Here is a 23,470-nt window from a genome sequence, read left to right as displayed (position 1 = left end):
CGGCGTCCGATCTCAGCCGGCGCGCGGCAGGACGCGCACCCAGTATCGTGTGCGGTACTCGATCCGCAGTAGAAAGCTGTCCGCCAGCGCGGCCAGCGCTTCGTCGCTGTCGTCGAGCGGGAACGCACCGGAAACCCTCAGGCTGGCGACATCCGGTGAACAGGCGACATGGCCGCTGCGGTAACGGGACAGTTCGGCCAGCACCTCCGACAGCGGGCGGTCGACCACCACCAGGCGGCCGTCCGCCCAGGCATCGCTGCCCGGGCGGATGGTGTCCACGCCGTCGCTGCTGTCGTGCGCGAAGCTGAAGCGCTGCCCCGCCTCAACGCGCTGGTGCAGATCGGGCAGTCCGTGTGGCGACGCATCGACCGCCTTTTCCAGCACGGATACGGTAGTGCGCCCGTCCTCGCTGCGCACCATGAAGCGCGTGCCCAGCGCGCGTATCCAGCCCTGTTCAGTGCGCACGCGGAAAGGCCGTGCCGGCGAATGACTGTCGGCATGCGTGGTGACCAGGATTTCGCCGGCCAGCAGATGCAGCGTGCGGTGGGCGGCATCGAACTGCACGTTCAGTGCAGTGCGCGCGTTCAGGATAAGTTGCGATCCGTCGGCAAGCTGCATGTTGCGCCGTTCGCCGGTCGAGGTGCGCAGATCGCTCGTCCACTCGCGCCACGGAGCGTTCCGGTACGCCACCGTGCCACCGCCACCCAGCAGCGCGCACAGGATCAGGCTGCGCACTACCGCGCGGCGCGTTTCGCGGCGTGTGAGCGTCGGCAGTCCCAGTCGGCCGGGGACGCGTTCGAAACGGCCACAGACCGTCTCCACCTTCTGCCAGGCTTGCTGGTTGAATTCGCTGTTCGCAAGCCATGTCCGCCAGGCATGTTCGAGCGTCGGCGTGACCGTCTGGCCGCGCAGTCGCGCGTACCAGTCCGCCGCCTCATGTATGGCCTGCGCGAGCGGATCGGCTGGCGGCGTCATGCAAGTGCCAGACAGCAATGCAGCATCGCCTTCGCCACGTAGTTGTTGACCGAGCGCACCGAAATGCCCAGTCGGGCGGCGATGTCCGCATAGCTGAGCGTGTCGAACTGGGCCAGCAGGAAGGCCTGCTTGATCTGCGGGCCCAGTCCCTCAAGCAGGCGGTCCAGTTCGATCAGCGCTTCCCTGAACAGGACCGATTCCTCCGCCGAGGGCCAGTGCGTCTGCGGCAATGTGGCGAGCGCGTCGAGATAGCTGCGCTCGATCCTCTGCCGACGGAAGAAGTCCATGGTCAGCCGGTCGGCAATTGTCGCCAGATAGGCTCGGGGTTCCCGGATCTGCAGTTCGGTGCAGTTGAGCATGACCTTGATGAAGGTATCGTGCATGAGGTCGGCGGCGTGATCCGGACATCTGACCTTGCGGCGCAGCCAGCCCTGGAGCCATGCGTGATGGTCTGCGTAAAGCGCCGCAACGGGGGGGACGGCTGACACGGGTGACTCCTGGACGGGCGTGGGGCACAGGCTGCCGCCTCATGAAAGCGGATCAGCCATCGAGAACGGTTCTCATTTTGCCTGACGGCCAGCCTGCGTCAATCCTGCCATCGGATCGGCGCACCGACGCGCGGCCATTCCGGCGGGTCTGTCGCATCGCCTTCGGCTGCGCTGGCTCATGCACGCAGCCGCCGTGTGTTTTTTGCGACGCCCGTTTTGCCGCGTGCGCTTCTCCTGTGGTCCCATTGCGGTTTTACGAACTGCATCGCATGTTCTTTCCATCGCTTGAATTCGTGCTCGCCTGCGCGGCGCTGGGTGCCGTGGCGGGTGTGTTCGCCGGCATGCTGGGCATAGGCGGGGGTACCTTGCTGGTACCGGTGCTGGTCATGCTGTTCGAAAACATCCATGTGTCGCCGGACCACATCCTGCACATGGCCCTCGGTACAGCGATGGCCGCCATCGTCGCGTCGGCCGCCATCAGTCTGCGCACGCATCACGCGCATGGCGCGATCGACTGGCATGTCGTTCGGCTGATGACGGTGGGTGTGCTGCTGGGCACGGCGCTCGGCACCTGGGTCGCGCGCCTGGTTTCTGTGCAGACGCTGTCGCTGTTCTTCGCCGCCTTCGTTTTCTACGTCGCCATCAATATGCTGGTGGGCATCAAACCCAAGCCTTCGCGCCAGCTCCCGGGGCCGGCCGGTCTGATCGCAGCCGGTGGCGGCATCGGCATGGTGTCGGCGCTGGTGGCGGTCGGCGGCGGCGCCATGACGGTGCCTTTCCTGACCTGGTGCAATCGCGACATGAGGCATGCCATCGCGACCTCGGCCGCCCTGGGCCTGCCGATCGCGGTCGGCGGCACGGCGGGCTACATCTGGAACGGCGTGCTGGCCGGTGGCCTGCCTCCGCATTCGGTCGGCTATGTGCACCTGCCGGCGCTGCTGGCCATCGTCGCGACCAGCCTCATCACGACGCCGATGGGCGCCCGGGCCGCGCACCGCCTGCCGGTATCCACGCTCAAGCGTACGTTCTCGCTGCTTCTGGTGGTGCTGGCCGTGCGCATGCTCTGGAAGCTGTGGACGGCGGCGTGATGTCCGCCCTGCGGGTCAGGGCCGGGCGGGGTGGTGTGCGGCGTTGCCGAGGCGGCTGACCAGCGCATCCTGATCGGCCGCGTGCGCGTCCGAACTCATGGCGGTGAAGCTCACCGTCAGTTCCCCCACCCTGAACACGCCCTGGCGCAGGCGGGTGAAGGGCTCGGGCGTGATGCCGCTCGCGCCGTCGAAATACAGACCGCCGGGAAGTTCGCGCAGCGGTGCCGCGCCGGCGCCGACCGTTTCCGCGGTGCGCTGCACGCGGGTGCGGATTTCCGCGGGCGTGGACGGGGGGTTGCGATCGGCCGCCTTCCAGACCGGGGTGATGATCCACTGCGCCTGACCATCGGGCGCGGTGACGGTGACCGTGGGCGGCATGCGCATGTCGTGCCGGCGGATATCGACCGACCAGTCGTCCGGCGCCGGAAATTCCAGCGAGCCCGCCTCGGCACAGGGCACGCTCACCATGCGGTCGGCCGCTTCGGTACAGGCGCCGGCCAGCATGAGTGCCACACTCATCGCGAAAAGTCTGGGTTGCACGACGGTCCTCCGCGTTGCGCAGATCGCTTGTTCTACAGCAGGAAAAGAGTGGCCAGACCGAGGAAGATGAAGAAGCCCCCGGAATCGGTCACCGCGGTGATGAGCACCGACGAACCCACCGCGGGGTCGCGTCCGTAGCGCGCCATCAGCATCGGCACCGATACACCGACAAAGGCCGCCAGCAGAAGGTTCAGCGTCATCGCCGCCGTCATCACCATGCCCAGTGCCCAGGAATCGTACAGCCACCAGGAAATCAAGCCGAGCAGGCCACCCCAGGCCAGTCCGTTGATCAGCGATACGCCCAGTTCCTTGCGATAGAGCCGGCGCGCCGCATCGGGCTGTATCTGTCCGAGCGCGATGGCGCGCACGATCATGGTGATGGTCTGGTTGCCCGAATTGCCGCCTATGCCGGCGACGATGGGCATCAGCGCGGCGAGCGCCACCAGTTTCTCTATCGATCCCTCGAAGGCGCCGATCACGCGCGAGGCGAAGAAGGCGGTCACCAGATTGATCGCCAGCCAGGCCCAGCGGTTCTTCACCGAATCGATGATGGGCGCGAAGATGTCCTCTTCCTCGCGCAGACCGGCCTGGGCCAGCAGTTCCTCTTCCGACTGTTCGCGGATGAAGTCCATCACCTCGTTGACGGTGAGCCGGCCGATGAGCTGGTCGTGGTGATCGAGCACCGGCGCCGACACTAGGTCGTAGCGCTCGAAGGCCTGCGCGGCCGATTCCGCGCTGTCGGTGGCGCGCAGCACCAGCGGGTGGTCGTGCATCACGCTCACCACCTCGACGTCGACATCGTTCACCAGCAGCGTGTTGAGCGACAGCGCGCCGCGCAGCTTGTCCTCGCGGTCGACCACGAAGATCTGGTCGGTGTGGTCCGGCAGTTCCTCGAAGCGGCGCAGATAGCGCAGTACCACCTCCAGCGTCACGTCCTCGCGGACGGTCACCATGTCGAAATCCATCAGCGCGCCGACCGAATCCTCCGGGTAGGACATCGCCGCGCGGAGCTGTTCGCGCTCCTCGTGATCGAGCGCGCTGAATACGTCCTGCATCACCTCGGACGGCAGGTCGGGCGCGAGGTCGGCCAGCTCGTCCGCGTCGAGCTGTTCGACCGCGGCCACCAGCTCCTTCGGCTCCATCGCCTCGATCAGCGATTCGCGCACCGCATCCGACACTTCGAGCAGGATTTCGCCGTCGCGGTCGGCGCGCACCAGGTCCCACACCAGCAGGCGATCGTCCGGCGGCAGCGCCTCCAGCACATAGGCGATGTCGGCCGGATGCATCGCATCGAGCTTCTTGGACAGCTCGGTGTGATGCTGCTTCGCGACCAGCGTCTCGACCAGTTCGTGGCGCGGCATCTCCTGCCGATGCACCAGGCTTTCCACGCGTTTCTGCCGGTCGAGCAGCGTCCTCACCTCTTGCAGGCGCTGTTGCATCGCGTCGTGGTGCAGGATTTCGTCGGCGTCGGCCACGTGCAGCATCCGTGTCGGGCCTGCCGGGCGGCGGGCTGGCAGGCGATTGTAGCGGGCGCATGTGTCGATCCGGCGCGGAACACGCACGCGAATCCGCGCTTTTTGTCGCGATGCGACAGTGGCCGCTCGGTTTCAACGATAATCACGGGCCGAACACCCCGCGCCCTGTTTCATGAACGTGCTTTTCGAAGAGGACGGCCATTTCCGCGCCGGCTCCGTGATGACCGACAGCGTGTCCTCGCTGCAGGTCGAACTGCCCAGCGGCAAGCGCTCCAAGGTGAAGGCGGCCCATGTGCTGCTGCGTTTCGCCAGCCCCGAGCCGTCGGCCCTGCTGTCCGCGGCCGAAACCCAGTCGGCCGAACTCGATGCGCCCTTCCTGTGGGAAGTCAGCGGCGACGACGAATTCGGCTTCGAGGAACTGGCGCGCGAATATCACGGTGGCACGCCCGATGCGGTGCAGTCCACCGCCGTGCTGCTGTGCCTGCACGCGGCGCCGGTGTATTTCCATCGCAAGGGACGCGGCCGTTTCCGCAAGGCCCCGCCGGACATCCTGAAGGCCGCACTGGCCGGGCTGGAAAAGAAGCGGCTGCAGCAGGAACAGATCGATGGCTGGAGCAGCGAACTGCAGGCCGGCCGCACGCCGCCGGAGATCGCCGCGTGTGCCGCGCAGATCCTGTACAAGCCCGATCGCAACCGGCTCGAAACCAAGGCGGTCGAGGCGGCGGCGGGCGCGGCCGGACTGTCGGTCGTGGAACTGATGGCGCGCGCCGGCGCGTTCGCCTCCAGCCACGACTATCACCTGGGCCGCTTCCTGTTCGAGTACTTCCCGCGCGGCACCGACTTCCCGACGCACGAAGTGCCTGCCGTCGGCGAACTGCCGGACGCCGGCGTGCATGCCTTCTCGATCGACGATGCCACCACCACCGAAATCGACGACGCATTCTCGGTGCAGCCGAAAGACGGCGGCGGCTGGCGCGTCGGCATCCACATCGCGGCGCCGTCACTGGCGATACAGCCCGGTACGCCACTGGCCGACATCGCGCGCAGCCGGCTGTCCACCGTCTACTTCCCCGGCCGCAAGATCACCATGCTGCCGGACGAAGCGGTCGACGCCTACACGCTGGCCGAGGGGCGCGACTGCCCGGCCCTGTCGCTCTACCTCGACGTGGAAACCGATCTGCGGGTGACCGCGAAGGAAAGCCGCATCGAACGGGTGCGCGTTGCCGCCAACCTGCGCCACCAGCAGATCGAGCCGCTGTTCAACGAGGACACGCTGATGTCCGACGCGCTGCCCGATTTTCCGTGGCGGGACGAACTGCTGCTGCTGTGGCGGCTGGCGGAAGTGCTGGAAGCCGGGCGCGGCAAGCCCTCCGCGAACAGCGGGCAGATGGATTTCAACTTCTATGTCGATTGGGAACGGCACACCGCGGACGGCGACGGTTACGTCGACATCCAGCGCCGTGCCCGCGGCAGCCCGCTCGACAAGCTGGTGGCCGAACTGATGATCGTCGCCAACAACACCTGGGGCGCCGCATTGCGCGACGCCGGCATTCCCGCGCTGTATCGCGCGCAGGGCGCCGGCAAGGTGCGCATGACCACGGTGGCGGCGCCACACGAAGGCCTGGGGGTGGACTGCTATGCCTGGTCGACCTCGCCGCTGCGCCGCTATGTCGATCTGGTGAACCAGTGGCAGATGATCACGCTGCTGCGCGGCGAGCCGCCGGTTTTCCCGCCGAAGTCGGAGGCACTGCTGTCGGCGCTCCGCGATTTCGAGGTGGTGTATGCCGCCTATGCCGATTTCCAGCGCTCGATGGAGCGCTACTGGTGCCTGCGCTGGCTGCGTCAGCGCGCGGACGCCGGCGACGATTCGCCGCTGCCCGCCCTCGTGCTGCGCGAATCACTGGTGCGCCTCGAACACATCCCGCTGGTGCTGCGCTGCCCCAGCCTGCCGGCGCGCGACCCGCGCGCGCGCGTCGAAGTCGAGGTGGATCACATCCGCCTGCTCGACAACGATGCGCGCGCCCGCTGGGTCGGTGACCTGGCGCCGCTGGAAGGACAGGTCGCGGTATCCGAGGATGAACTGGCAGAGGAAATCGCCGAAGCCGAACTGCCGCCCGATCAGCCTGCAGCGGATGCGCCGCTGCCCGAGGTGACGCCGGCCGCGCCGGAGAGCGGCGAGGCGGACTGACCGGCCGCGCAACGAAAAATGCCGGCGAGGCGCCGGCATTCGTCTGCGGGTGTCGAGCCTGTCAGTGCAGACGGCGACGCGCGGCCAGTCCGACCAGGCCCAGGCCGGCCAGCAGCAGCGCGTAGGTTTCCGGCTCGGGCACCGGGATCGCGAAGAAGCCGACTTCCAGCCGGCCCTGACCGGTACTGAAAATCGTGGCCTGCTCGCTGGCGTTCAGCGTCAGGGTCAGCTCCGACACGGTGATGGACGACACGCCATACAGGTCGGTGAAGTCCTGCGCCGCGAAATAGCCGGCCCGGCCGAACGAGGTGTTCACCTGTTCGAAGCGGTCGAGTTCGCCGCTCAGCGAGTAGGCGGGACCGCCGTCGATGGACAGCAGACCGCTCACCGAAGCGCTTGTGCTGCCCGACTGGTATTCGGAGAACGACAGGTTGCCGATGAAGCCGCTCAGCACGCCTCCCAGCGAGTAACCGGCATTGGCGGTAAGAGTGAAGCTGGGCAGCGTGAAACTCACGCTGTCCTCGACGGCGACGAGCGAGACCGGAAGTTCCCAGCCGAAGCCCAATGCGCCTTCCGCACCGACCGAGTTGAAGGCGAGCGAGCCCAGTTCGCTGGAATCGTCGTAGCTCAAGGTGTACTCGGTGAACACCATGGTCTGCGTGGCCGCCGACAGCGGCAGGCTACAGGCCGCCAGAGCGGCGGCGGCAATCAGTGATTTCATGTCGGTCCTCGACGGATGAAGATGCAGTTTCACATTGTTGCAACATTCGTGCCGTCGCACCGGATGCCCCGCCGTTACGGGCTTTGCCGCCTGCCGTCTGCCGAAGGGGAGGGTCGGGTGTCAAGTCCGCCGACACGACGGGCACGCCGTCTGTCCGCCTGCGTGCGCGGTCGCCATATGCGCAGGAAGGACCTGAATTTCTGACGCGTGGTGAGCGTGTCGTCGGACACCGCATCCATGAACTCGGACAGCGCGCTCGACTTCTTCAGCGTGTAGAAGGTGAGCAGCAGCGTCGGGACGGCCACGACGACGACGGCGCCCACCTTGCCGATGAGGGTGGCAGGCGGACCGTCGAAAATGTTCATGCCGAGGAAGCCGGTGACTATCGTGCCCACCAGACCGAATATGGTCACCACGGTCAGGCGCAGCAGCGTTTCGTTCTGGCGGCGACTGTCGTCGGCCTCGAGATAGTTGTCCATGTCGAGGATTTCGTTGCGCAGTTCGTTGTAGAGCGCCTCGTTGCCGAGATTGCGGCTCCACATGTCGAACAGGTCCTTGGCCATGGATTGCTTGGACACCTCGCCGAACCAGTAGCGGTGGTTGAAGCGCAGGAAAATTTCCATCGTGCTGCGTATGCCGCGCTTGAAGCGGCGCCGCGAATCGACGTCGTCGGCGTCGAGCAGGCTCACCGCCACCACCAGCCGGTCCATCAGCATGAGCAGCGAGGCGCGGTGGAAATGCGCGATCAGGCCGATCAGGAAGTACTGGTGCCGGAACTCGCCGAGCAGGCCGTTCTGCGGATCGGAATAGCCGGCCAGGCCATGCTTGCCCACCATCACCATGGCCGGCCCGGTACAGATGACGCGCGTACTGGCGTTGTCGCTGCGCCGGCCGGGCACCCAGAAGCGGTCGTAACAGGCGGTGCGCTCGAAATGCGACATCACCTCTTCCGAGTAGGGCAGCGGCCGGCCATCGTCCGGCTGCGTGGCCTGGCCCAGCCGCACGAAGTCCTCGCGCGTCAGCGCGAACGGATCGTCGAAGGACAGATAGGTCATCTTCGGCATGCGGTGGTATTCGAGCTGCCGGTAGCGGATATTGCCCTCGTCCTCCGAGTGGTGCAGCACCAGCGGACGCAGCATGAATTCCCAATGGCGTCCGATCGCCGAGGCGCGGTGTTCCCACACGTGGCGCAGATAGCGTTCGCGGTCGTGGTAGTCCGACTCGGCCAGCACCTGGCCCTGTGCATCCAGCCATTGCACCGTGCGCATGCACTGCGATGCCGGGCCGCACCCTTCGCCGGGTCCGCCTTCGCCGCTGTCGTTCCATTTCGCGGGGAAGGCGCGACCGAAGCGGAACAGCAGTTCCTGCACGCGCGGCAGCGGAATGTCGTCGGCGTACAGTTCCAGCACCAGGATGGCGACATCGACGTCGTAGAAGAAATACAGATCGATGTGCTGCACCGTCAGGTCGAGCGCGCTGCCGTCCTCGCAGCCCAGCCGCACGGTGCGGATGTCATGGCGACGGAACACGCGTATCGGCGATTCGCCGTAGCCGCGCAGCGTCGCGCTGGAGCGCCCCTGGCCGTACAGGAAGCGCTGCACATGCGGCAGGAAGGTGACGAATTCGCGGTAGTGGCGCTCGTGGAAATCGGCCGGCGAGCCGGTGAATTCGTCGCGCTGTTCGCGCCACGGATTGTTCTCGGTGATCGCTGCCAGCGCTTCGGAATGCCGTTGCACCTGGTCGCCCGAGCGCAGCGGCAGCAGCCGCAGCGGCCACATCAGGATCTGCCGGAAGTGGCGGGCGATGACCGGCGGGGCTGCCGTGGACGAGGGCGGGGCGCTTGCGCTCATGGGGGGGCCGGGTTGCGAGGTGGCGCGAGTCTACCTGTTCATCGGCGCGTCATGGATACGCCACGGCTCAGCGCAGCGGACGCCGGTGTTCGTGCAGAAGATTCCGTCTGTCCTTCACGATGGTGAGCGGAATGCCGCCGCGCTCCACCCGTGCGATTTCGTCGCCACGCAACACCTCGTCGCAGCCCATGTGTGTGGTCGATATGTAGAAGTCGGCGCGCACCCAGTCGCGCGTGATCAGGTAGCGATCCGCCGGCAGCCAGGCCGCCGCCTGTACCGGTTCCGCGCACACCGCCACATGCCAGGGCTCGGCTGGCGCCGGCTCGGCGTCGATGCGCGCGCGCAACAGGCCGGCCGCCTCGCGCACGCCATCCGACCAGTAGTCTGTTTCCCAGCGGCCGGGCGCGCCGGTGAAACCGCCGGCCAGCCGGTTGTAGTTGATGTAGTGATAGGGCGCCAGGCGCGCCATGTCGTACAGCGGCACGGCGGCGGTGGCGACGCACAGGGCGACGAAGGCGGTGGCCAGCGCGGGGGCGCGGCGCAGGCCGGCATGGGTGGTCACCAGTCCGGCGGCGGCGATCAGGGCCAGCGGCGGCAGCAGGAAGGTGAAATGGCGGATGCCGTTGTACAGGGCGGGTCGGGTGGCGATGGCGAGCAGCAGTGGCAGCAGTGCGGCGAGCACCACCGGCAGCCAGTGCAGCAGCGCCTTGCGGCGCTCCTTCCGTCGCGACGCAGCGGCGGCGAGCAACGCCAGCAGCAGACCGGCAAGGACCAGTTCAGGCAGCCGGGCGGCGAGGTAGAGCGGCAGGTAGTCGCGCGGCACGTCGCCTATCTTCATCTGCACGCCATCGAGCACCGTGTAGAGGTCGAAGGTGAAATGCGAAAAGGTGGTGAGCGCCTTGATCAGATTGCCTGGCGCCTGCACCGACCACGGCCAGAACAGCCCCATCAGCGCAACCGCCACCGGCAGCGCCGGCCACAGCGCGCGCAGCGAGCGCAGCAGGTGCAGCGCGCGGGTACGCGCGGTCCTGGCGGACAGCGCGCTGTTCGCGATCATGCACAGGCCCAGCACCATGACCGCGAATACGGCACCGACCCGCAATCCGAAGGCACAGCCCAGCGCGGCACCGGTCTGCAGAACCAGCGCCAGCGGCGGCCGTGGCAGCACCGGCAGCAGTCGCACGGTACACAGCGTGGCCCAGGCCATGCAGGCCGCGAACGGAATGTCCTTGGTGTGCGTGAACAGCGCGCCGCTCCAGGCGCCGGTCAGCATGAGCAGCGCGACCGCGCACAGGCCGATCCGTTCGCCCTGCCGCGCATCCGCGCCAACGCCCGCCAACCGCACACCGGTGAGGTACACCGCGACCATGCCGGCCAACCCGAACAGCGCGGTCAGCAGATGGCGCAGATCCCACACATTCATCGGCAGCACGCGCTCGGCCAGCGCCGCGAGCAGATCGAACAGGCCACCATACAGATAGAGGTTCTTGTATGAGAAGGCGGACAGGTCGGTCAGGCCGGAGGCGTAATACTGAAGCAGTAGCCGGCCATACACATGCTGCACTTCCTCGTCGTTGCTGATGCCGTGCTGGCCGAAGCACAGCACGATGTAGAGGACGATGAGCGAGAACAGCAGCAGGGCGGGGAGACGGCGGCGGAAGGTGTGGGTCACGGCAGGTAGCGGTCAGAGAGCTGCGCCTTCAACGCGCCGTGCGGTGTTTCGCTGACACCGGACGCGCCGCTCATGCGCAATCGGGCAGTCGCGCAAGAAAATGGCGCCCCGCGAGGCGGGGCGCCCAAAGTGCTGCCGGGAATCGTGGGCCGGACGCGGATGGTCCGGCCCGGTATGCGGAGCCGTTCAGGTGCGGCGGCGGGCGATCACGGCCATCACGCCCAGGCCGGCGGCGAACAGCGCCCAGCCGGCGGGTTCCGGTACCGGTGCCAGCGCACCGCCGGAATACAGCACCACGTGCGATACGTCCTGCGCGATGCCTTTCTTGTTCAGGGCGATGCCCGCCGTGCTGTCGACGGACAGCGAGGTGACCGGAGTGCTCGCCTCGAAGTAGTAATAGCTGTACTGATTGGCGGCCTTGATGCCGATCACGAAGCGGCCGCTCAGGGCGCTGTCGAAATCCAGCGTCACGCCGGTGCTGCCGGCCGGCTGGCTGCTGAATGGACCGAAGCCGCTGCTGTCGCTGGAACCGACGACGGTCCAGGTCCCGCCCAGCACGCTGGCCAGATAGCTCGTTTCGCTGGACGCGCCATTGATGTTGTTCGCGAAGGAACCGAAACAGGCGCTGGCGGCAAGACCGGCGAAAGAGGTGTCGCCACAGCTCTCGGCACGAGCGCTGCCAACGGCAGCGAGCGCGAGCAGGGGCAGGGCGCAGCGGGTGAAACGTCTGATCATCTGAAGCTCCGTCGACAGCCGGCCGGCAGGGGCCGGAAGGCAGGACGGATGCTAAGGGGACCGCCGCGCGCGCCGTGGGAACTATTCCCGCATGCGGGCGCGGCAAAGGTTACGTTTTGAATCCGCGCTCCGGGGTGTCCGCGTCGAAGCGGGCCAGGCCGACGCCGGCCGCCGCCATGACCGCCGGCAAGTCTTCGCGCAGCACCGCGTATTCGCGCATGCGTGCATCGCCTATCGGGTCGTCCGGCAGGGCGGCCGTGCCGGGATGCACCATGACCGCATCGCCGTCCGCCGCGCCGGACAGCCAGACCGCCAGGCGGCGGCGGTAGCCGGCGGTGTCGCCGTCGAAGCCGTAGGCGCCGAGCAGGCGCGGCATGACGCGGAAGCCGGCGGCTGTCGCCCGCCTTTCCAGCGCGGGGGCACCGAGCGCCGCAATGAACAGCGACTTGCTGCCGTCACCCGGGCGCGCGCCGCTGATGCGCAGCCAGGGCAGGCGGCCGGCATAGCGGCGCGTCAGTACCTCGAGCAGCGCGTCGCGCACCTGCGGCAACTGATGCACATGCTGGTGTCCGTCGACATAGGCCGGTATCTGTCCGGTGGCCTCCTCGAACAGCGCGCACTGATGGTCTATTTCGTCGCGCAATGCGGCGTCGTCCAGGCGCCAGCACAGACTGGCCGCGATGAGCGGCCACAGGCCGCGGCGCAGCGGGCTGAATTCGGTCAGGTCGACATGCAGGCCGAAACAGCCCTCGTCCAGCAGCGATCGCGCCTGTTGCGCGGCGTCCTGCCAGCGCGGCGAGCGCGTCATGCAGCCGGTGCCGGACAGCCGGCCGGCCTGCAGCAGATCGAGTATCGCGGCGTCGACGGCAGGGTTGTATCCGTAATCGTCCGCGGTGACGAATACCGCTCTCATGCGGCGGCGCGGTGCGCAAAGGCCCAGTAGCGCCCGAGCAGCCAGGTGCTCAGCGCCACGAACACCAGCACGACGGCCAGCGCGATCCACAGCGGCAGCGGCGTGTAACGCAGCAGCGCGGCCAGCATGATCTGGTTGCCGACGAAGGCGCTGGCCGAAACCGCGAACAGGCGCGGCAGCGCCTGGCGATGCGGCGCCTGCGTGCCGGCGAAAGACAGGTTGCGATGGCCGAAATAGCTCACCGGGAAGGCGGTCAGGAAGCCGATCAGGTTGGACCAGGCCGGTTCGATGCCGGTCAGCGCATCGACGCCGAGCGTCACCACGTAATGAGTGGCCGCCGCGCAGCCGCCGACGATGAGGAACAGCAGCAGCGACGCCCGCATCAGTGCGCGCTACCCGCGTCGCTGCCGACCTCAGCCCGGACCTCGCTGCGGACGACCTCGGCGACGATGTAGGGCGGGCGGCCCTTCACTTCCTCATAGACCCGGGCGAGGTATTCGCCCAGCACGCCGATGAACAGCAACTGCACGCCGGAGAAGAACATGATGCTCACCACCACCGTGGGCCAGCCGGGCACATCGACGCCGAACAGCGCCTTTTCCAGCACCACATAGAGGCCGTAGGCGAACGCCAGCGACGACAGCAGCAGGCCGGTCATGCTGGCCATGCGCAGCGGCAGCACGGAAAAACTGGTGAGGCCGGTCCAGGCGAGCTTGGCCAGATTGAGCCGGTTGAAGGTGGTCTGGCCGGCCGCCCGCGGCAGCGGGGTGTAGGGAATGCCGACAGAGCGGAAGCCCACCCATGCATACATGCCCTTCATGAAGCGCTGGCGTTCCGGCAGCGCCAGCAGCGCATTCACCACGCGGCGGTCCATCAGGCGGAAGTCGCCGGCATTGGGCGGAATGTCCAGCCGGCCGCCGGCATTCATCATGCGGTAGAAGAGGCGCGCACCCAGGCGGTTGAACAGGCCCTGCGCGGCGCGGTCATCGCGCACCGCGTACACCATGTCCCAGCCCGTGCGCCACAGATCCAGCATGCGGCCCAGCAGATCGGCCGAATGCTGGCCGTCGGCATCCATGCACACGACGATGTCGCCGCTGGCGTGCTGCAGGCCGGCGGAAATCGCCGCTTCCTTGCCGAAATTGCGCGAGAAGCGCACCAGGGTGACCGGCAGCCGACGGGCGCTGTCGGCCGCGATGCGAGCCGTGTCGTCCCGGCTGCCGTCGTCGACCACGACGATTTCGTAGCGCGGCGCCAGCGCGGCCGCATGGCGGGCGATCATGTCCAGCGTGCCGGCCAGTGCCCCGGCTTCGTTGAAGGCGGGCACGACGATGCTCAACAGGCGCGGCGTGCCGCGCGGGGCTTCCGGGCCCGCCTGCAATGGCAAGGGCGAAAAATGGGTGATTACGGACGGGTTCATCGCGGCACCGGCATCAAGGGTGCGCATCGCCAAGTAATTGATGCGCAAGGAATCCGGCACCTGCCGGATCGGTCATGAGCGGGTGAACGCGGGAGTGCGGGCGCGCGCCGACACGACTTGTGCCGGAATTAACGGCTTTCTGTCGCGCGCCTTCAGCCGCCCGGCGAGGGACGGTTCTTCAGCGCCTCGGTGGCGCGCATGAAGTGCTGCATCAGCCGGGCACCGACATCGCGCGGCAGATCCACGCGTTCGATCGCATGCACCATGCAGCGCAGCCAGGAGGTGGCTTCTTCCTCGCCGATCGCCAGATGCGCATGCATCTGGCGCAGATTGGCGTGGCCCATGCGTTCCAGGTAGTAGCGCGGCCCGCCCAGGAAGCCGCACAGGAACTCGAACTGCGCCTGCCTCAGATGTTCGATGCCGAAGCCGGTCAGATGCAGCCGGTGCAGCGCGGCGCCGTCCGGGTGGGTTTCGGAAATGTCGTAGAAAGCGTTCACGAGCCGGCGCAGCGGTTCTTCACCGCCGATCTGGTCGAACAGCGAGGGCGGACGGGGTGTGGGGGCATTCATGGTGCGGTCGGGCGGAAGGACAGGCGGGGCGAGGTCGTGGATGCGCAGTCCCGGGGCGATGCGGCCCGCATCGTCACCCGCGCAGTTTTCCCGGCCGCAGCGGGTGAAGAAATGCGCATCCACGGCATGAGGTTCGCGCGTTCCGCCGGCTGCCGCAATACCGCGTTTGGAGTAGTACCAAGGGCGTACCGGCGCTGGCGCCCACGCCGGCGCATCAGGCCACCAGCCGTCCGGCGTCCATGGTGAGCACGCGCGACACGTGCTGGAAGGCGCGCGGACGGTGGGCGATCAGGATGACCGTGCGACCCGGCGCGTGCTCGCGCATCAGCGCATCGATCACGCGCGCCTCGGTGTCGGCATCCAGCGCCGAGGTGGCTTCGTCCAGCAGCAGTATCGGCGCCGCGCGCAGCACCGCGCGCGCGATGCCCACGCGCTGGCGCTGTCCGCCGGACAGGGCGTGGCCGCGCTCGCCCACCGGGCTGTCCAGCCCGTCCGGCAGCAGCGCGACCACGTCGTCGAGCTGGGCGATGCGGCAGGCGGCCAGCAGATCGACCTCGCTCACCTCGCGTCCCAGGGTCAGGTTTTCGCGCAGCGACAGGCTGAACAGCTCGGTTTCCTGCGGCACCACCGCAATGTGATGCAGCAGCGCCTCGTGCCGGATGTCGGCCAGCGGCAACTCGCCGTCCGGACCGCACACCTCCAGGCGCCCGGAGGCCGGCGCGTACAGCGCCAGCAGCAGCTTCACCAGCGTGCTCTTGCCGGAGCCGGAACGACCCGCCACGCCGACATGCTCGCCGCGTGCGATGGTGAAATCCAGCGGCCCGAGCACCTGCCGCCCGTCGTGCGCGAAGGTGAGTGCCTGCGCGCGCAGCGACCGCCAGTCCTCCGGCCAGTCGCGCTCGCCCTGCGGGCCCGGCGGCGCATCGAACAGCGGCATCATGCGGCCTAGATTGGAGCTGCGCTCTATCATGGTCTGCACGCGGTCGGTCATGTCCATGGACGCCTCGCGCAGCGTGTTGAAATACGCGCTGTAGGTGAGCACCAGGCCGACCGAAAGCCCGCCTTCCATCACGCCCCACGCCACACCATATATATAGAGCGCCCAGGCCGCCGCGGTGTGCAACTGGAACAGCATCCACTTGGTGTTGGTGAGCCGCAGCCGGCGGTAGGCGAAATCGCGCGCCGCCTGTTCGCGCAGCGCCACCCGCGCGCTCATGTCGGCGCCTGCATTCATCGCCTTCACCGACAGGATGTTGGCCGCGCTCTCGACGAAGCTGCCGCTGGCGTTTTCCATCGACGCATTGATCTGGTCCGACAGCCGCGCGATGCGCCGGTAGAAATACCACTCGATGAAGCCGAGCACGCCGCAGTAGTACAGGAAGAACAGCGCTGTCGCCGGATGCAGCAGCATGCAGGCGATCAGCGCGCCGAAGAATGCGCCGGCCGCGGTGAGCAGCGCACTGACCAGATCGCTGGTCCAGTCGCGCACCGCATCCGCCCCGGTAATCACCCGCTGCGCCTTGTTGCCGGTGCTTTCCTTCTGGTGCCAGACCAGCGAAAAGTCGAGCAGCCGTTCGAAGCCCCACACCTTGGCGCGCATGCGCGCATCGATCGCCATGCGCCCGATCACCCGCTTGGTCGACAGCCGCACCAGCGCCACGCAGGCATGCGCCACCCCCAGCGTGCCCACCAGCGCATACAGCGGCGCCAGGCTGTCGCCGCGCTGCCAGCCGAGCAGGAAATCCGCCACCCGTCCGATCAGGTAAGGCGGCAGCATGGGGTAGAACTGCACCACGCCCAGCACGCAGATGAAGAACAGGTAACGGCGGCGGTCGCGCTCGAGAAAGAACGCGATCGCGCGGGGAACGTCGGTCAGGCGGAAGGCGGGTGGGGCGGACATGGCGGGGCGGCGAAGGTGAGCCAGTCATTATCTCGGTTTGTGCTGTCCGGCGTCTGCCGGCCGTCTGAAGTGCTTACGCGTCGCGCTGGCGCAGCCAGGCCGCAGGCACGCTGCTTGAGTTGGCCAGCAGTGCGCGCTGGCTCGATGCCGAGCCGACGGTGACGCTGGTGCCGCACACCTGGGGGCAGGACCTGCGCACCCATCTGCACTGGGTGGTCTATGCCAAGCTGCCCGCTGGCGGACCGGCCCAGGTACTGGACTATCTGGCGCGCTACACGCACCGGGTGGCGATCTCGAACGAGCGCATCCTCAGTATCGAGCAGGGTCAGATCAGACTGCGCGTGCGCCCAGGCCCCGATCATGGGCGGCGCACGGTGAGCCTGCCCGCACAGGAGTTCATCGCCCGCTTCATGCGCCACGTGCTGCCGCGTGGCTTCAAGCGCATCCGTCACTACGGACTGCTCGCGCCCCGGCACAAGGCGCAGCGCCTGGCGCAGGCGCGGGCCGCGCTGCACGTGCCCGAACCGCAGATGCCTGCCATCGAAACCGCCCAGGCGTTTCTGCGCCGGGTCGCATCGCTGGATCTGGCGCGCTGCCCGTACTGCTCGTGCGGGCGCTGGCGCACGGTCGAAATCTGCACACCACGGATCACGCATGCTGCGCCCATCGCACGGATGCACACCGGTGCGCGGGTACGCGATGGACCACCATGACCCCGAAGGTGCCGCGCCCGTCAGGAATGCCCGCGACCGGATTGCGCAGGAGCCGGAGGTACGACTGTTGTCTGCAGGCCCAGAAATCGCCGATTCCGGCGCGCGCCCAGCCCCGGCACGACATGATTTGCCGCGCACGCGGGGCCTTCGCGCACGGGCGTCTCGTCCGAAAGGATGAGCGCAGCGGCTTCGAGGTCGATGACGCTATTCAACAGGCATTGCCCGCGCATAGAATCCTCAATATCACCGCCTGAGCGGCGGTTCAGTTCAACACGGCTTATCCCCCGCAATTGACCAGGGCGCTTCCAGCAACTGTCCTCTCGCGGGGGATAAACCCTATTCGTTAGGCCTCAGAACACACGCCACTGCGCGGCTGCATGTTACAAACACGCCATTCGCTTCAAGGGAGAAGATCACGTGGACTTCATTGACCAGCTTCGCGTCCTCGCCACACGTATCGCCAACACTCGCTCGATGATCCAGACCGAGGAGGCGACCAAGAACGCAATGGTGATGCCCCTGATCCAGATTCTTGGCTACAACGTCTTCGACCCCACGGAAGTCAATCCAGAGTTGGTCGCAGACGTAGGGACGAAGAAGGGCGAGAAGGTCGACTATGCGATCCTCAAAGACGGCAAGCCGATCATCTTGTTTGAATGCAAGAAGGCCGGCGCGGAATTGAATATCAACCATGCCGGTCAGCTGTTCCGCTACTTTCACGTCACAGCAGCACGCTTTGGAGTGCTTACCAACGGTCTCTTGTACAGGTTCTTTACCGACTTGGAACAGCCGAACAAGATGGACGAAAAGCCGTTCTTTGAGTTCAACATTCTGGACTTCAAGGAACGTGACGTAGAAGAACTCAAGAAGTTCGCGAAGTCAGCGTTTGACCTTGAAACCATTCTCACTACTGCCAACGAGCTGAAGTACACCCGAGCAATTCAGACCAAGCTCGCGGAATGGATGGTCAGTCCTTCAGAGGACTTTGTACGCCTCGTGTCGTCGGAACTGGTCGGTAGTCGCCGATTCACACCGGCGATACGAGACCAGTTCACGCTAATTACGCGCCGCGCCTTCGAGCAACTCATCGGTGAACGGATCAACGAGCGCCTGAAGGGCGCAATGGCACCTGAGTCTGTCTCAGTCTCGGAACCAGTCGTGGTTGCCGCAGCTGCAGCAGCCCCCGAGGGCTCTCCAGCTCAGGCGGAGCCGCAGGTCGTCACTTCAGCCGAAGAGCTGGAAGGCTTTCACATAGTCCGCGCCATCCTTCGGGGAATCGTCCCAACGAAGCGCGTTGTCATGCGAGATGCGCAGACATACTGCGCCATTCTTCTTGACGACAACAATCGTAAGCCGATCTGCCGGCTAAGGTTCAACAATCGTGAGAAGTTGCGCCTTGGCTTGTTCAACGATAAGAAGGAAGAGGAAGTCGTCGCGATCGAAACGCCCGACGACATCTACAACTTCACCGCACAGCTCCACGCAACAATCGCCTCGTACCTGCCGCAGGCTGAGGCCTAACCCCTCGCTCAAGCTGACCCGCTACGGCAGGCGTAAACAATAGAGAACAATAGGGGGACGCACCCTGATGGATCGTTTTCGGGGACGTAGCAACAATTCCTTCCTCCCGCGACGCGACATCCGATCAACGGCGCTTCGCTGCCCGCCTTCCTTCAAGGAATGGTTTCCACGAGAGCTGGGCTGTATTGCAGCCCTGGGTCAATCCCAAAAAGGGATCTATCATTCCCGTTATGGGATCGAATGAGCGCCTCTCCATTGCTGCAGCGCTGTTCACGGGGACCCAGCAGCGGGTGCTGGGCCTGTTGTTCGGTCGTGCCGGACAGCGCTTTCATACCAACGAAATCGTGCGGCGCGCGCAGTCGGGGGGCGGCGCCGTCAGTCGCGAGTTGAAGAAGCTGGCGGCGGCCGGGCTGGTGACGGTGAGCCGGCGTGGCAACCAGACGCTCTATCAGGCCAACCCGGACTCTCCAGTGTTCGCGGAGCTGCGCGCCCTTGCCGCCAAGACCATGGGCGTTGCCGATCAGTTGCGGCAGGCGCTGTCGCCCTTCGTCGAACAGATCGTGCTCGCCTTCGTTTATGGCTCGGTTGCACGCGGCACCGAGGGCGCGGACAGTGATGTCGATCTGCTGGTGGTGAGCGACACGCTCGCGTACGGCGAGCTGTACGGCGCGCTGACGGAGGTTGAAACGGTCATCGGCCGCAAGGTGAGCCCCACTCTGTATTCGCGGGTGGACTGGCGCAAGAGGCTGCAGGACGACAACCCCTTCGTCGCGCAACTGATGGCGCAACCGCGTATCCATCTGATCGGCAACGACCATGACATTGCAGAATCTGCGTAAGCTGGTCGGCCCCGGCAAGCTGAAAGAAGAAACGCCCAGCGAGCGCGAGTTCGATGGGCTCATCCGGTCCGCCGCGGCCCGCTTGTGCGATGCGCACAATACCGCGCTTGCACCGGAAAGCCGCTTCGACCTTGCGTACAACGCGGCACATTCGCTGGCGCTGGCCGCAGTGCGCAAGAAGGGTTTCCGCTCGGACAATCGCTATCCGGTGTTCCAGTGCCTGCCGCACACATTGGGCGCCGGGCCCGAAATCTGGCGGGTGCTCGACAAGTCCCACCAGCGCCGCAATCTTGCGGAGTACCAAGGCGTGGTCGATATCGAGCCGGCTCTGCTCGACGCCTTGATCGACGCTGCGGACTGGCTTCAGCGCACTCTCGACGCAATGCGCTGAATACGACCGACTGTGGACGCACCCGATACCCGGTTTTCCCGGCTCGACCTCGCCGCGGGGATGCGCACCCGGAGTCGCTTGACGCCGAGGCGGCGCAGCGGGCGCTGCGGGGCGAACCCCGGCGTGGTCCGTGCTGTCTATCGCCGCACAGGAGGACCTATGAAGAACTATACGAAATCAGCCGAGGCGATCGCCCGCCTCGATCCGGAACAGTACCGGGTGACCCAGGAAAACGGCACCGAGTATCCGGGTACCGGCGAATATCTGCGCAACAAGGAACCGGGCATCTATGTGGACATCGTGTCCGGCGAGCCGCTGTTCGCGTCCACCGACAAGTACGAATCCGGTTGCGGCTGGCCCAGCTTCACCCGTCCGATCGAGCCGGCGCACGTGGTGGAACTGCGCGACACCACGCACGGCATGATACGGACCGAAGTGCGCTCGGCGCATGGCGACAGCCATCTCGGCCACGTGTTCGAGGACGGCCCGCCGGACCGCGGCGGGCTGCGTTACTGCATCAATTCCGCGTCGCTGCGTTTCATCCATCGCGACGACATGGAAGCGCAGGGCTATGGCGAATATCTTGATCAGGTGATGGTGCCCGAGTGAGGGCGGGAGGATGCAGCGATGAGTGTTGAACGCGCGGTGCTGGCCGGTGGCTGCTTCTGGGGCATGCAGGATCTGATCCGTCGTCTGCCGGGCGTGCTCGGGAGCCGGGTGGGCTATACCGGCGGCGATGTGCCGAACGCCACCTATCGCAACCACGGCACGCACGCCGAGGGCATAGAGATCCTGTTCGATCCGGCGCTCATCAGCTATCGCCAGTTGCTCGAGTTCTTCTTCCAGATCCACGACCCGACCACCCGGAACCGGCAGGGCAACGACGTCGGACTGTCCTACCGCTCGGCCATCTACTACGTGAATGACGCTCAGCGCGAAGAGGCGCTGCGCACCATCGCCGACGTCGACGCCTCCGGGCTGTGGCCGGGCAAGGTCGTCACCGAAGTCGAGCCGGTGGGCGATTTCTGGGAAGCCGAGCCGGAACATCAGGATTACCTGCAGCGCTATCCGGACGGCTACACCTGCCACTTCCCGCGGCCCGGCTGGGTGTTGCCGGAACGCGGCCCGGCCGCCTGACCGGGTGCGCCGATCACTCGCCGGATATGCAGAAGGGCAGTACGTCCCAGAGCATGTGCGCGAATACGGGTGGCCACAGATCGCCACTGCGGATGTACTGCAGCGAGAAGGTCAGGCCGATGGCAACGACCGAAACCATGCCGACCGGACCCTGGTAGAGGTGACAGAACGCGCGCAGCAGCACCGGCAGCCCGATCGCGACCGACAGCCCGAATCCGCGCAGGCCGCGCGTCAGCACGCCCAGCAGGAACACTTCCTCGAAGGCGCCGTTGACCATGGCGGTCAGCACGACGACGGCCGCCGAAGGTTGTGACACGAACATCATCTGCCGTACGTGTTCGCTGCCCGAACTGCCGTCGAATGGCAGTGTGACGAGCACGGCGATCAACCACGCCAGGAAGGCGAGCGCGACGCCGGCCACGCACCCGGTCAGGGTGGGGCGGGGAACCAGTGGCTGGAGATCCTGCTGCTGCATGCGCAGGAAAGCGACTGCAGCGATCGCGGCCGAAACCTCGAACATGCACAGCCAGAGCATGCCGGTGTCTGAGAAGCCCTCGACCGGAAAGTCACGGGCAGCGGACTGCAGCGCCAGCGCGACCGGCAGACCGAAGCAGATGGCGGAAACGATGCCTGCTTCGCGCAGGGTGAGCGTGGTGCGCAAGGGATGCGATCCGGTGGGCATGTGGGCGAAACATGCCGGAACGGATCATGGCATGCGCGGCCGCACATCTTAACGACATTGCATCGTCTGCGCAGCGCGCCGGCATGATGCCGTGCCGGCGCAGGCGCGCCCGTCAGCGTGCGCGGCGGCGGGCGAATCCGCCCAGTACGGCCAGACCGGCGGCCATCATCCCCCAGGAGGCCGGTTCGGGCACTGGCGGTGCGACCACCGCGTTGGTAAGCAGCCCGGTATTGCCTTCGAGCGCATAGCCCTCCGGCAGCAGGATGCTGAGCCGGCCGGTGTTGAAGCCGTCGACCGCTCCCCAGGACTGGCTGTAGTCGAAGGCGCCGGATGCGGGCAGGATGGGTTCGGGTGTCACCTGGGTACTCAGTCCGTTTGTCAGCACGAAGCTCTGGCCCGGCGCCATCGTCACCGTGAGCCGCACTTCGCCGATCAGGTCGTCCATGTCATCGCTCACCACGGTACTGCTGGCGCTGGCATAAGGTTCGTCCACATAGACGAAACCGGGCTCGAAATAGGTGACATTTCCCTTGCTTTCGGTATTCACCGCCGTTTCGTCGAGAAGGTCGGTACGGAAGGTGAGCTGCGACTGATAGGTCACATTGGTGAATGCGACCGTCGCCGAAGGCACGCTCAGCGTGAGCGTGGCCACCAGTTGGTGGAATACGTTACCGCTGTAGGTGTGGAAGCTGCCGTCGAAGCTCAGCACGAAAGTGACATCCACCGGGCCGCCGCCGGCACTGGACAGCAGCGTGCCACTGCTGGTGGTCATGGCGACCGACGAACCGATCAGCAGATCCGGCACGCCGCCTACTCCGCGGCTGTCGATTTCGCTGTACACGCGCACCGTGCCCGTGCTGTCATCCCCCTGCGCCTTGCCGACGAACGCTACGCCGTCTTCTGACACGAAGGGCGTTTCGTCGAGGTTGATCGACTGCAGGCCGCTACCGCTCACTATGTCGTCTGCCATGGGGGTAACCCATTGCACCTGGGTGGTGGCGTGCGCAGGTGCGGACAGTGCGGCGAGCAGGGCAAGCGGAACGAGAACGGAAACGCGGGCATGTGACATGTGGACCTCCTGGCGGGACGATGTCGAAGCGAGCTTCCGTCCGCTGCAAGATGCATACCGATTGCGAACCGTTCTTATCTGAATCAGTGGTTTGCGTGCGAAACAAAATGTACGAGACCAGTGCTGTAAAACATTTCGACACCCTGTCGTGCAGGTGCGACCACAAGGCTGCTCCCCACAAAACCGGGCTTTGTTCGCGGTTCTGGCGAGCTGTTGTGGGAGCGGCCTCTGGCCGCGATGCGGCGTGTGTGGGCCGCGGGCTTCGTTCGAGGCCGCAATCGCGGGCAAGCCCGCTCCCACCAAACACCGGCTCCGTTTGTGGTGCGGGCGAGTTCTTGTGGGAGCGGCCTCTGGCCGCGATGCGGCATTGGCACGCCGCAGGCTTCGTTCCAGGCCGCAATCGCGGGCAAGCCCGCTCCCACCAAACCCCGGCTCCGTTTGTGATGCGGGCGAGTTCTTGTGGGAGCGGCCTCTGGCCGCGATGCGGCGCTTGAAGGCCGCGGGCTTCGTTCCAGGCCGCAATCGCGGGCAAGCCCGCTCCCACCAAACACCGGCTCCGTTTGTGGTGCGGGCGAGTTCTTGTG

The 23,470-nt window shown here is 66.3% G+C and carries 22 protein-coding genes and 1 pseudogene; 8 read left to right on the top strand and 15 right to left on the bottom strand.

What is annotated here, in order from left to right; translation table 11 throughout:
* Window positions 1-12: 12 nt before the first annotated feature.
* Both A3Q7_RS0111450 and A3Q7_RS0111445 read right to left on the bottom strand, forming a co-directional pair.
* Window positions 13-975, bottom strand: coding sequence for a FecR domain-containing protein (locus A3Q7_RS0111450; protein WP_018412022.1), 963 nt, complete (start codon window positions 973-975; stop codon window positions 13-15).
* Window positions 972-1,463 (bottom strand): sigma-70 family RNA polymerase sigma factor, encoded by a 492-nt coding sequence (locus A3Q7_RS0111445; protein WP_026224735.1) that lies wholly within the window; start codon window positions 1,461-1,463, stop codon window positions 972-974. The genes A3Q7_RS0111450 and A3Q7_RS0111445 overlap by 4 nt, the downstream gene beginning before the upstream one ends.
* Window positions 1,464-1,732: 269 nt before the next feature.
* Here A3Q7_RS0111445 and A3Q7_RS0111440 point away from each other — a divergent pair, with 269 nt between their 5' ends.
* On the top strand, window positions 1,733-2,551 hold the full coding sequence (locus A3Q7_RS0111440) for a sulfite exporter TauE/SafE family protein (protein WP_026224734.1): 819 nt from the start codon (window positions 1,733-1,735) through the stop codon (window positions 2,549-2,551).
* A gap of 15 nt (window positions 2,552-2,566) precedes the next feature.
* Here the strand turns inward: A3Q7_RS0111440 and A3Q7_RS0111435 are convergent, their stop codons facing one another.
* Both A3Q7_RS0111435 and mgtE read right to left on the bottom strand, forming a co-directional pair.
* Window positions 2,567-3,091, bottom strand: coding sequence for a hypothetical protein (locus tag A3Q7_RS0111435; protein ID WP_026224733.1), 525 nt, complete (start codon window positions 3,089-3,091; stop codon window positions 2,567-2,569).
* Window positions 3,092-3,123: 32 nt separating this feature from the next.
* Window positions 3,124-4,575, bottom strand: coding sequence for a magnesium transporter (mgtE, locus tag A3Q7_RS0111430; RefSeq protein ID WP_018412018.1), 1,452 nt, complete (start codon window positions 4,573-4,575; stop codon window positions 3,124-3,126).
* A 163-nt stretch (window positions 4,576-4,738) separates the two neighbouring features.
* On the opposite strand from mgtE, the gene A3Q7_RS0111425 reads away from it, so the two are divergent.
* Entirely contained in the window at window positions 4,739-6,754 is a 2,016-nt protein-coding gene (locus A3Q7_RS0111425; protein WP_018412017.1) for a ribonuclease catalytic domain-containing protein, read from the top strand.
* A 61-nt stretch (window positions 6,755-6,815) separates the two neighbouring features.
* On the opposite strand, the gene A3Q7_RS0111420 is transcribed toward A3Q7_RS0111425, so the two are convergent.
* The 9 genes from A3Q7_RS0111420 to A3Q7_RS0111380 all read right to left on the bottom strand — a co-directional run bounded on the left by A3Q7_RS0111420 (window position 6,816) and on the right by A3Q7_RS0111380 (window position 16,534).
* The gene (locus A3Q7_RS0111420) at window positions 6,816-7,475 is read right to left on the bottom strand and encodes a PEP-CTERM sorting domain-containing protein (protein WP_018412016.1); all 660 of its coding nucleotides are present in this window, start codon (window positions 7,473-7,475) and stop codon (window positions 6,816-6,818) included.
* A gap of 74 nt (window positions 7,476-7,549) precedes the next feature.
* A complete protein-coding gene (locus A3Q7_RS19820) occupies window positions 7,550-9,325 on the bottom strand; it encodes a CorA family divalent cation transporter (protein WP_232417956.1) in 1,776 nt (591 codons plus the stop codon).
* Window positions 9,326-9,392: 67 nt separating this feature from the next.
* Window positions 9,393-10,997 (bottom strand): hypothetical protein, encoded by a 1,605-nt coding sequence (locus A3Q7_RS0111410; RefSeq protein WP_018412014.1) that lies wholly within the window; start codon window positions 10,995-10,997, stop codon window positions 9,393-9,395.
* A gap of 186 nt (window positions 10,998-11,183) precedes the next feature.
* Window positions 11,184-11,732, bottom strand: coding sequence for a PEP-CTERM sorting domain-containing protein (locus tag A3Q7_RS0111405; RefSeq protein WP_018412013.1), 549 nt, complete (start codon window positions 11,730-11,732; stop codon window positions 11,184-11,186).
* A gap of 109 nt (window positions 11,733-11,841) precedes the next feature.
* Window positions 11,842-12,645, bottom strand: coding sequence for a ChbG/HpnK family deacetylase (locus A3Q7_RS0111400; protein ID WP_018412012.1), 804 nt, complete (start codon window positions 12,643-12,645; stop codon window positions 11,842-11,844).
* Window positions 12,642-13,028, bottom strand: a complete 387-nt coding sequence (locus A3Q7_RS0111395; protein WP_018412011.1) for a GtrA family protein — start codon at window positions 13,026-13,028, stop codon at window positions 12,642-12,644. Before A3Q7_RS0111395 ends, A3Q7_RS0111400 begins: the two co-directional genes overlap by 4 nt.
* Window positions 13,028-14,065, bottom strand: coding sequence for a glycosyltransferase family 2 protein (locus tag A3Q7_RS19815; protein WP_077231403.1), 1,038 nt, complete (start codon window positions 14,063-14,065; stop codon window positions 13,028-13,030). The genes A3Q7_RS0111395 and A3Q7_RS19815 overlap by 1 nt, the downstream gene beginning before the upstream one ends.
* A gap of 152 nt (window positions 14,066-14,217) precedes the next feature.
* The gene (locus tag A3Q7_RS0111385) at window positions 14,218-14,634 is read right to left on the bottom strand and encodes a group II truncated hemoglobin (protein WP_026224731.1); all 417 of its coding nucleotides are present in this window, start codon (window positions 14,632-14,634) and stop codon (window positions 14,218-14,220) included.
* Window positions 14,635-14,848: 214 nt separating this feature from the next.
* The gene (locus tag A3Q7_RS0111380) at window positions 14,849-16,534 is read right to left on the bottom strand and encodes an ABC transporter ATP-binding protein (RefSeq protein WP_018412008.1); all 1,686 of its coding nucleotides are present in this window, start codon (window positions 16,532-16,534) and stop codon (window positions 14,849-14,851) included.
* 209 nt (window positions 16,535-16,743) lie between these two features.
* On the opposite strand from A3Q7_RS0111380, the pseudogene A3Q7_RS19810 reads away from it, so the two are divergent.
* From A3Q7_RS19810 to msrA, 6 genes and pseudogenes are all read left to right on the top strand, one after another.
* Window positions 16,744-17,247, top strand: a pseudogene (locus tag A3Q7_RS19810) (IS91 family transposase); the annotation flags it as partial.
* A 417-nt stretch (window positions 17,248-17,664) separates the two neighbouring features.
* Window positions 17,665-18,768, top strand: coding sequence for a type I restriction endonuclease (locus tag A3Q7_RS0111365; protein ID WP_018412005.1), 1,104 nt, complete (start codon window positions 17,665-17,667; stop codon window positions 18,766-18,768).
* Window positions 18,769-18,953: 185 nt separating this feature from the next.
* Window positions 18,954-19,607: a nucleotidyltransferase domain-containing protein gene (locus A3Q7_RS0111360; protein ID WP_232417954.1), complete on the top strand. Its 654-nt coding sequence runs from the start codon at window positions 18,954-18,956 to the stop codon at window positions 19,605-19,607.
* Complete coding sequence (locus tag A3Q7_RS21155; RefSeq protein WP_040570688.1) at window positions 19,585-19,998, top strand: hypothetical protein; 414 nt, start codon at window positions 19,585-19,587, stop codon at window positions 19,996-19,998. Before A3Q7_RS0111360 ends, A3Q7_RS21155 begins: the two co-directional genes overlap by 23 nt.
* Window positions 19,999-20,157: 159 nt before the next feature.
* The gene (msrB, locus tag A3Q7_RS0111350; RefSeq protein ID WP_018412002.1) at window positions 20,158-20,607 is read left to right on the top strand and encodes a peptide-methionine (R)-S-oxide reductase MsrB; all 450 of its coding nucleotides are present in this window, start codon (window positions 20,158-20,160) and stop codon (window positions 20,605-20,607) included.
* Window positions 20,608-20,625: 18 nt separating this feature from the next.
* The gene (gene msrA / locus A3Q7_RS0111345) at window positions 20,626-21,135 is read left to right on the top strand and encodes a peptide-methionine (S)-S-oxide reductase MsrA (RefSeq protein WP_018412001.1); all 510 of its coding nucleotides are present in this window, start codon (window positions 20,626-20,628) and stop codon (window positions 21,133-21,135) included.
* A 13-nt stretch (window positions 21,136-21,148) separates the two neighbouring features.
* Here msrA and A3Q7_RS19805 read toward each other — a convergent pair whose 3' ends face one another.
* The gene (locus A3Q7_RS19805) at window positions 21,149-21,817 is read right to left on the bottom strand and encodes a CPBP family intramembrane glutamic endopeptidase (RefSeq protein ID WP_018412000.1); all 669 of its coding nucleotides are present in this window, start codon (window positions 21,815-21,817) and stop codon (window positions 21,149-21,151) included.
* Between the two features lie 112 nt (window positions 21,818-21,929).
* On the bottom strand, window positions 21,930-22,886 hold the full coding sequence (locus A3Q7_RS0111335; RefSeq protein WP_018411999.1) for a PEP-CTERM sorting domain-containing protein: 957 nt from the start codon (window positions 22,884-22,886) through the stop codon (window positions 21,930-21,932).
* Window positions 22,887-23,470: the final 584 nt, after the last annotated feature.

The sequence above is a fragment of the Methyloversatilis thermotolerans genome, from assembly GCF_000372885.1.
Classification (GTDB): domain Bacteria; phylum Pseudomonadota; class Gammaproteobacteria; order Burkholderiales; family Rhodocyclaceae; genus Methyloversatilis; species Methyloversatilis thermotolerans.
This window is presented reverse-complemented; position numbering and strand designations above follow the sequence as displayed.

What these genes read in the sequence shown, in the direction of transcription:
- A3Q7_RS0111450 (WP_018412022.1), bottom strand. Translation starts at nt 975, where the DNA reads ATGACGCCGCCAGCCGATCCGCTCGCGCAGGCCATACATGAGGCGGCG.
- A3Q7_RS0111440 (WP_026224734.1), top strand. Translation starts at nt 1,733, where the DNA reads ATGTTCTTTCCATCGCTTGAATTCGTGCTCGCCTGCGCGGCGCTGGGT.
- mgtE (WP_018412018.1), bottom strand. Translation starts at nt 4,575, where the DNA reads ATGCTGCACGTGGCCGACGCCGACGAAATCCTGCACCACGACGCGATG.
- A3Q7_RS0111425 (WP_018412017.1), top strand. Translation starts at nt 4,739, where the DNA reads ATGAACGTGCTTTTCGAAGAGGACGGCCATTTCCGCGCCGGCTCCGTG.
- A3Q7_RS0111420 (WP_018412016.1), bottom strand. Translation starts at nt 7,475, where the DNA reads ATGAAATCACTGATTGCCGCCGCCGCTCTGGCGGCCTGTAGCCTGCCG.
- A3Q7_RS19820 (WP_232417956.1), bottom strand. Translation starts at nt 9,325, where the DNA reads ATGAGCGCAAGCGCCCCGCCCTCGTCCACGGCAGCCCCGCCGGTCATC.
- A3Q7_RS0111405 (WP_018412013.1), bottom strand. Translation starts at nt 11,732, where the DNA reads ATGATCAGACGTTTCACCCGCTGCGCCCTGCCCCTGCTCGCGCTCGCT.
- A3Q7_RS0111400 (WP_018412012.1), bottom strand. Translation starts at nt 12,645, where the DNA reads ATGAGAGCGGTATTCGTCACCGCGGACGATTACGGATACAACCCTGCC.
- A3Q7_RS0111395 (WP_018412011.1), bottom strand. Translation starts at nt 13,028, where the DNA reads ATGCGGGCGTCGCTGCTGCTGTTCCTCATCGTCGGCGGCTGCGCGGCG.
- A3Q7_RS19815 (WP_077231403.1), bottom strand. Translation starts at nt 14,065, where the DNA reads ATGAACCCGTCCGTAATCACCCATTTTTCGCCCTTGCCATTGCAGGCG.
- A3Q7_RS0111385 (WP_026224731.1), bottom strand. Translation starts at nt 14,634, where the DNA reads ATGAATGCCCCCACACCCCGTCCGCCCTCGCTGTTCGACCAGATCGGC.
- A3Q7_RS0111380 (WP_018412008.1), bottom strand. Translation starts at nt 16,534, where the DNA reads ATGTCCGCCCCACCCGCCTTCCGCCTGACCGACGTTCCCCGCGCGATC.
- A3Q7_RS21155 (WP_040570688.1), top strand. Translation starts at nt 19,585, where the DNA reads ATGACATTGCAGAATCTGCGTAAGCTGGTCGGCCCCGGCAAGCTGAAA.
- msrB (WP_018412002.1), top strand. Translation starts at nt 20,158, where the DNA reads ATGAAGAACTATACGAAATCAGCCGAGGCGATCGCCCGCCTCGATCCG.
- msrA (WP_018412001.1), top strand. Translation starts at nt 20,626, where the DNA reads ATGAGTGTTGAACGCGCGGTGCTGGCCGGTGGCTGCTTCTGGGGCATG.
- A3Q7_RS19805 (WP_018412000.1), bottom strand. Translation starts at nt 21,817, where the DNA reads ATGCCCACCGGATCGCATCCCTTGCGCACCACGCTCACCCTGCGCGAA.
- A3Q7_RS0111335 (WP_018411999.1), bottom strand. Translation starts at nt 22,886, where the DNA reads ATGTCACATGCCCGCGTTTCCGTTCTCGTTCCGCTTGCCCTGCTCGCC.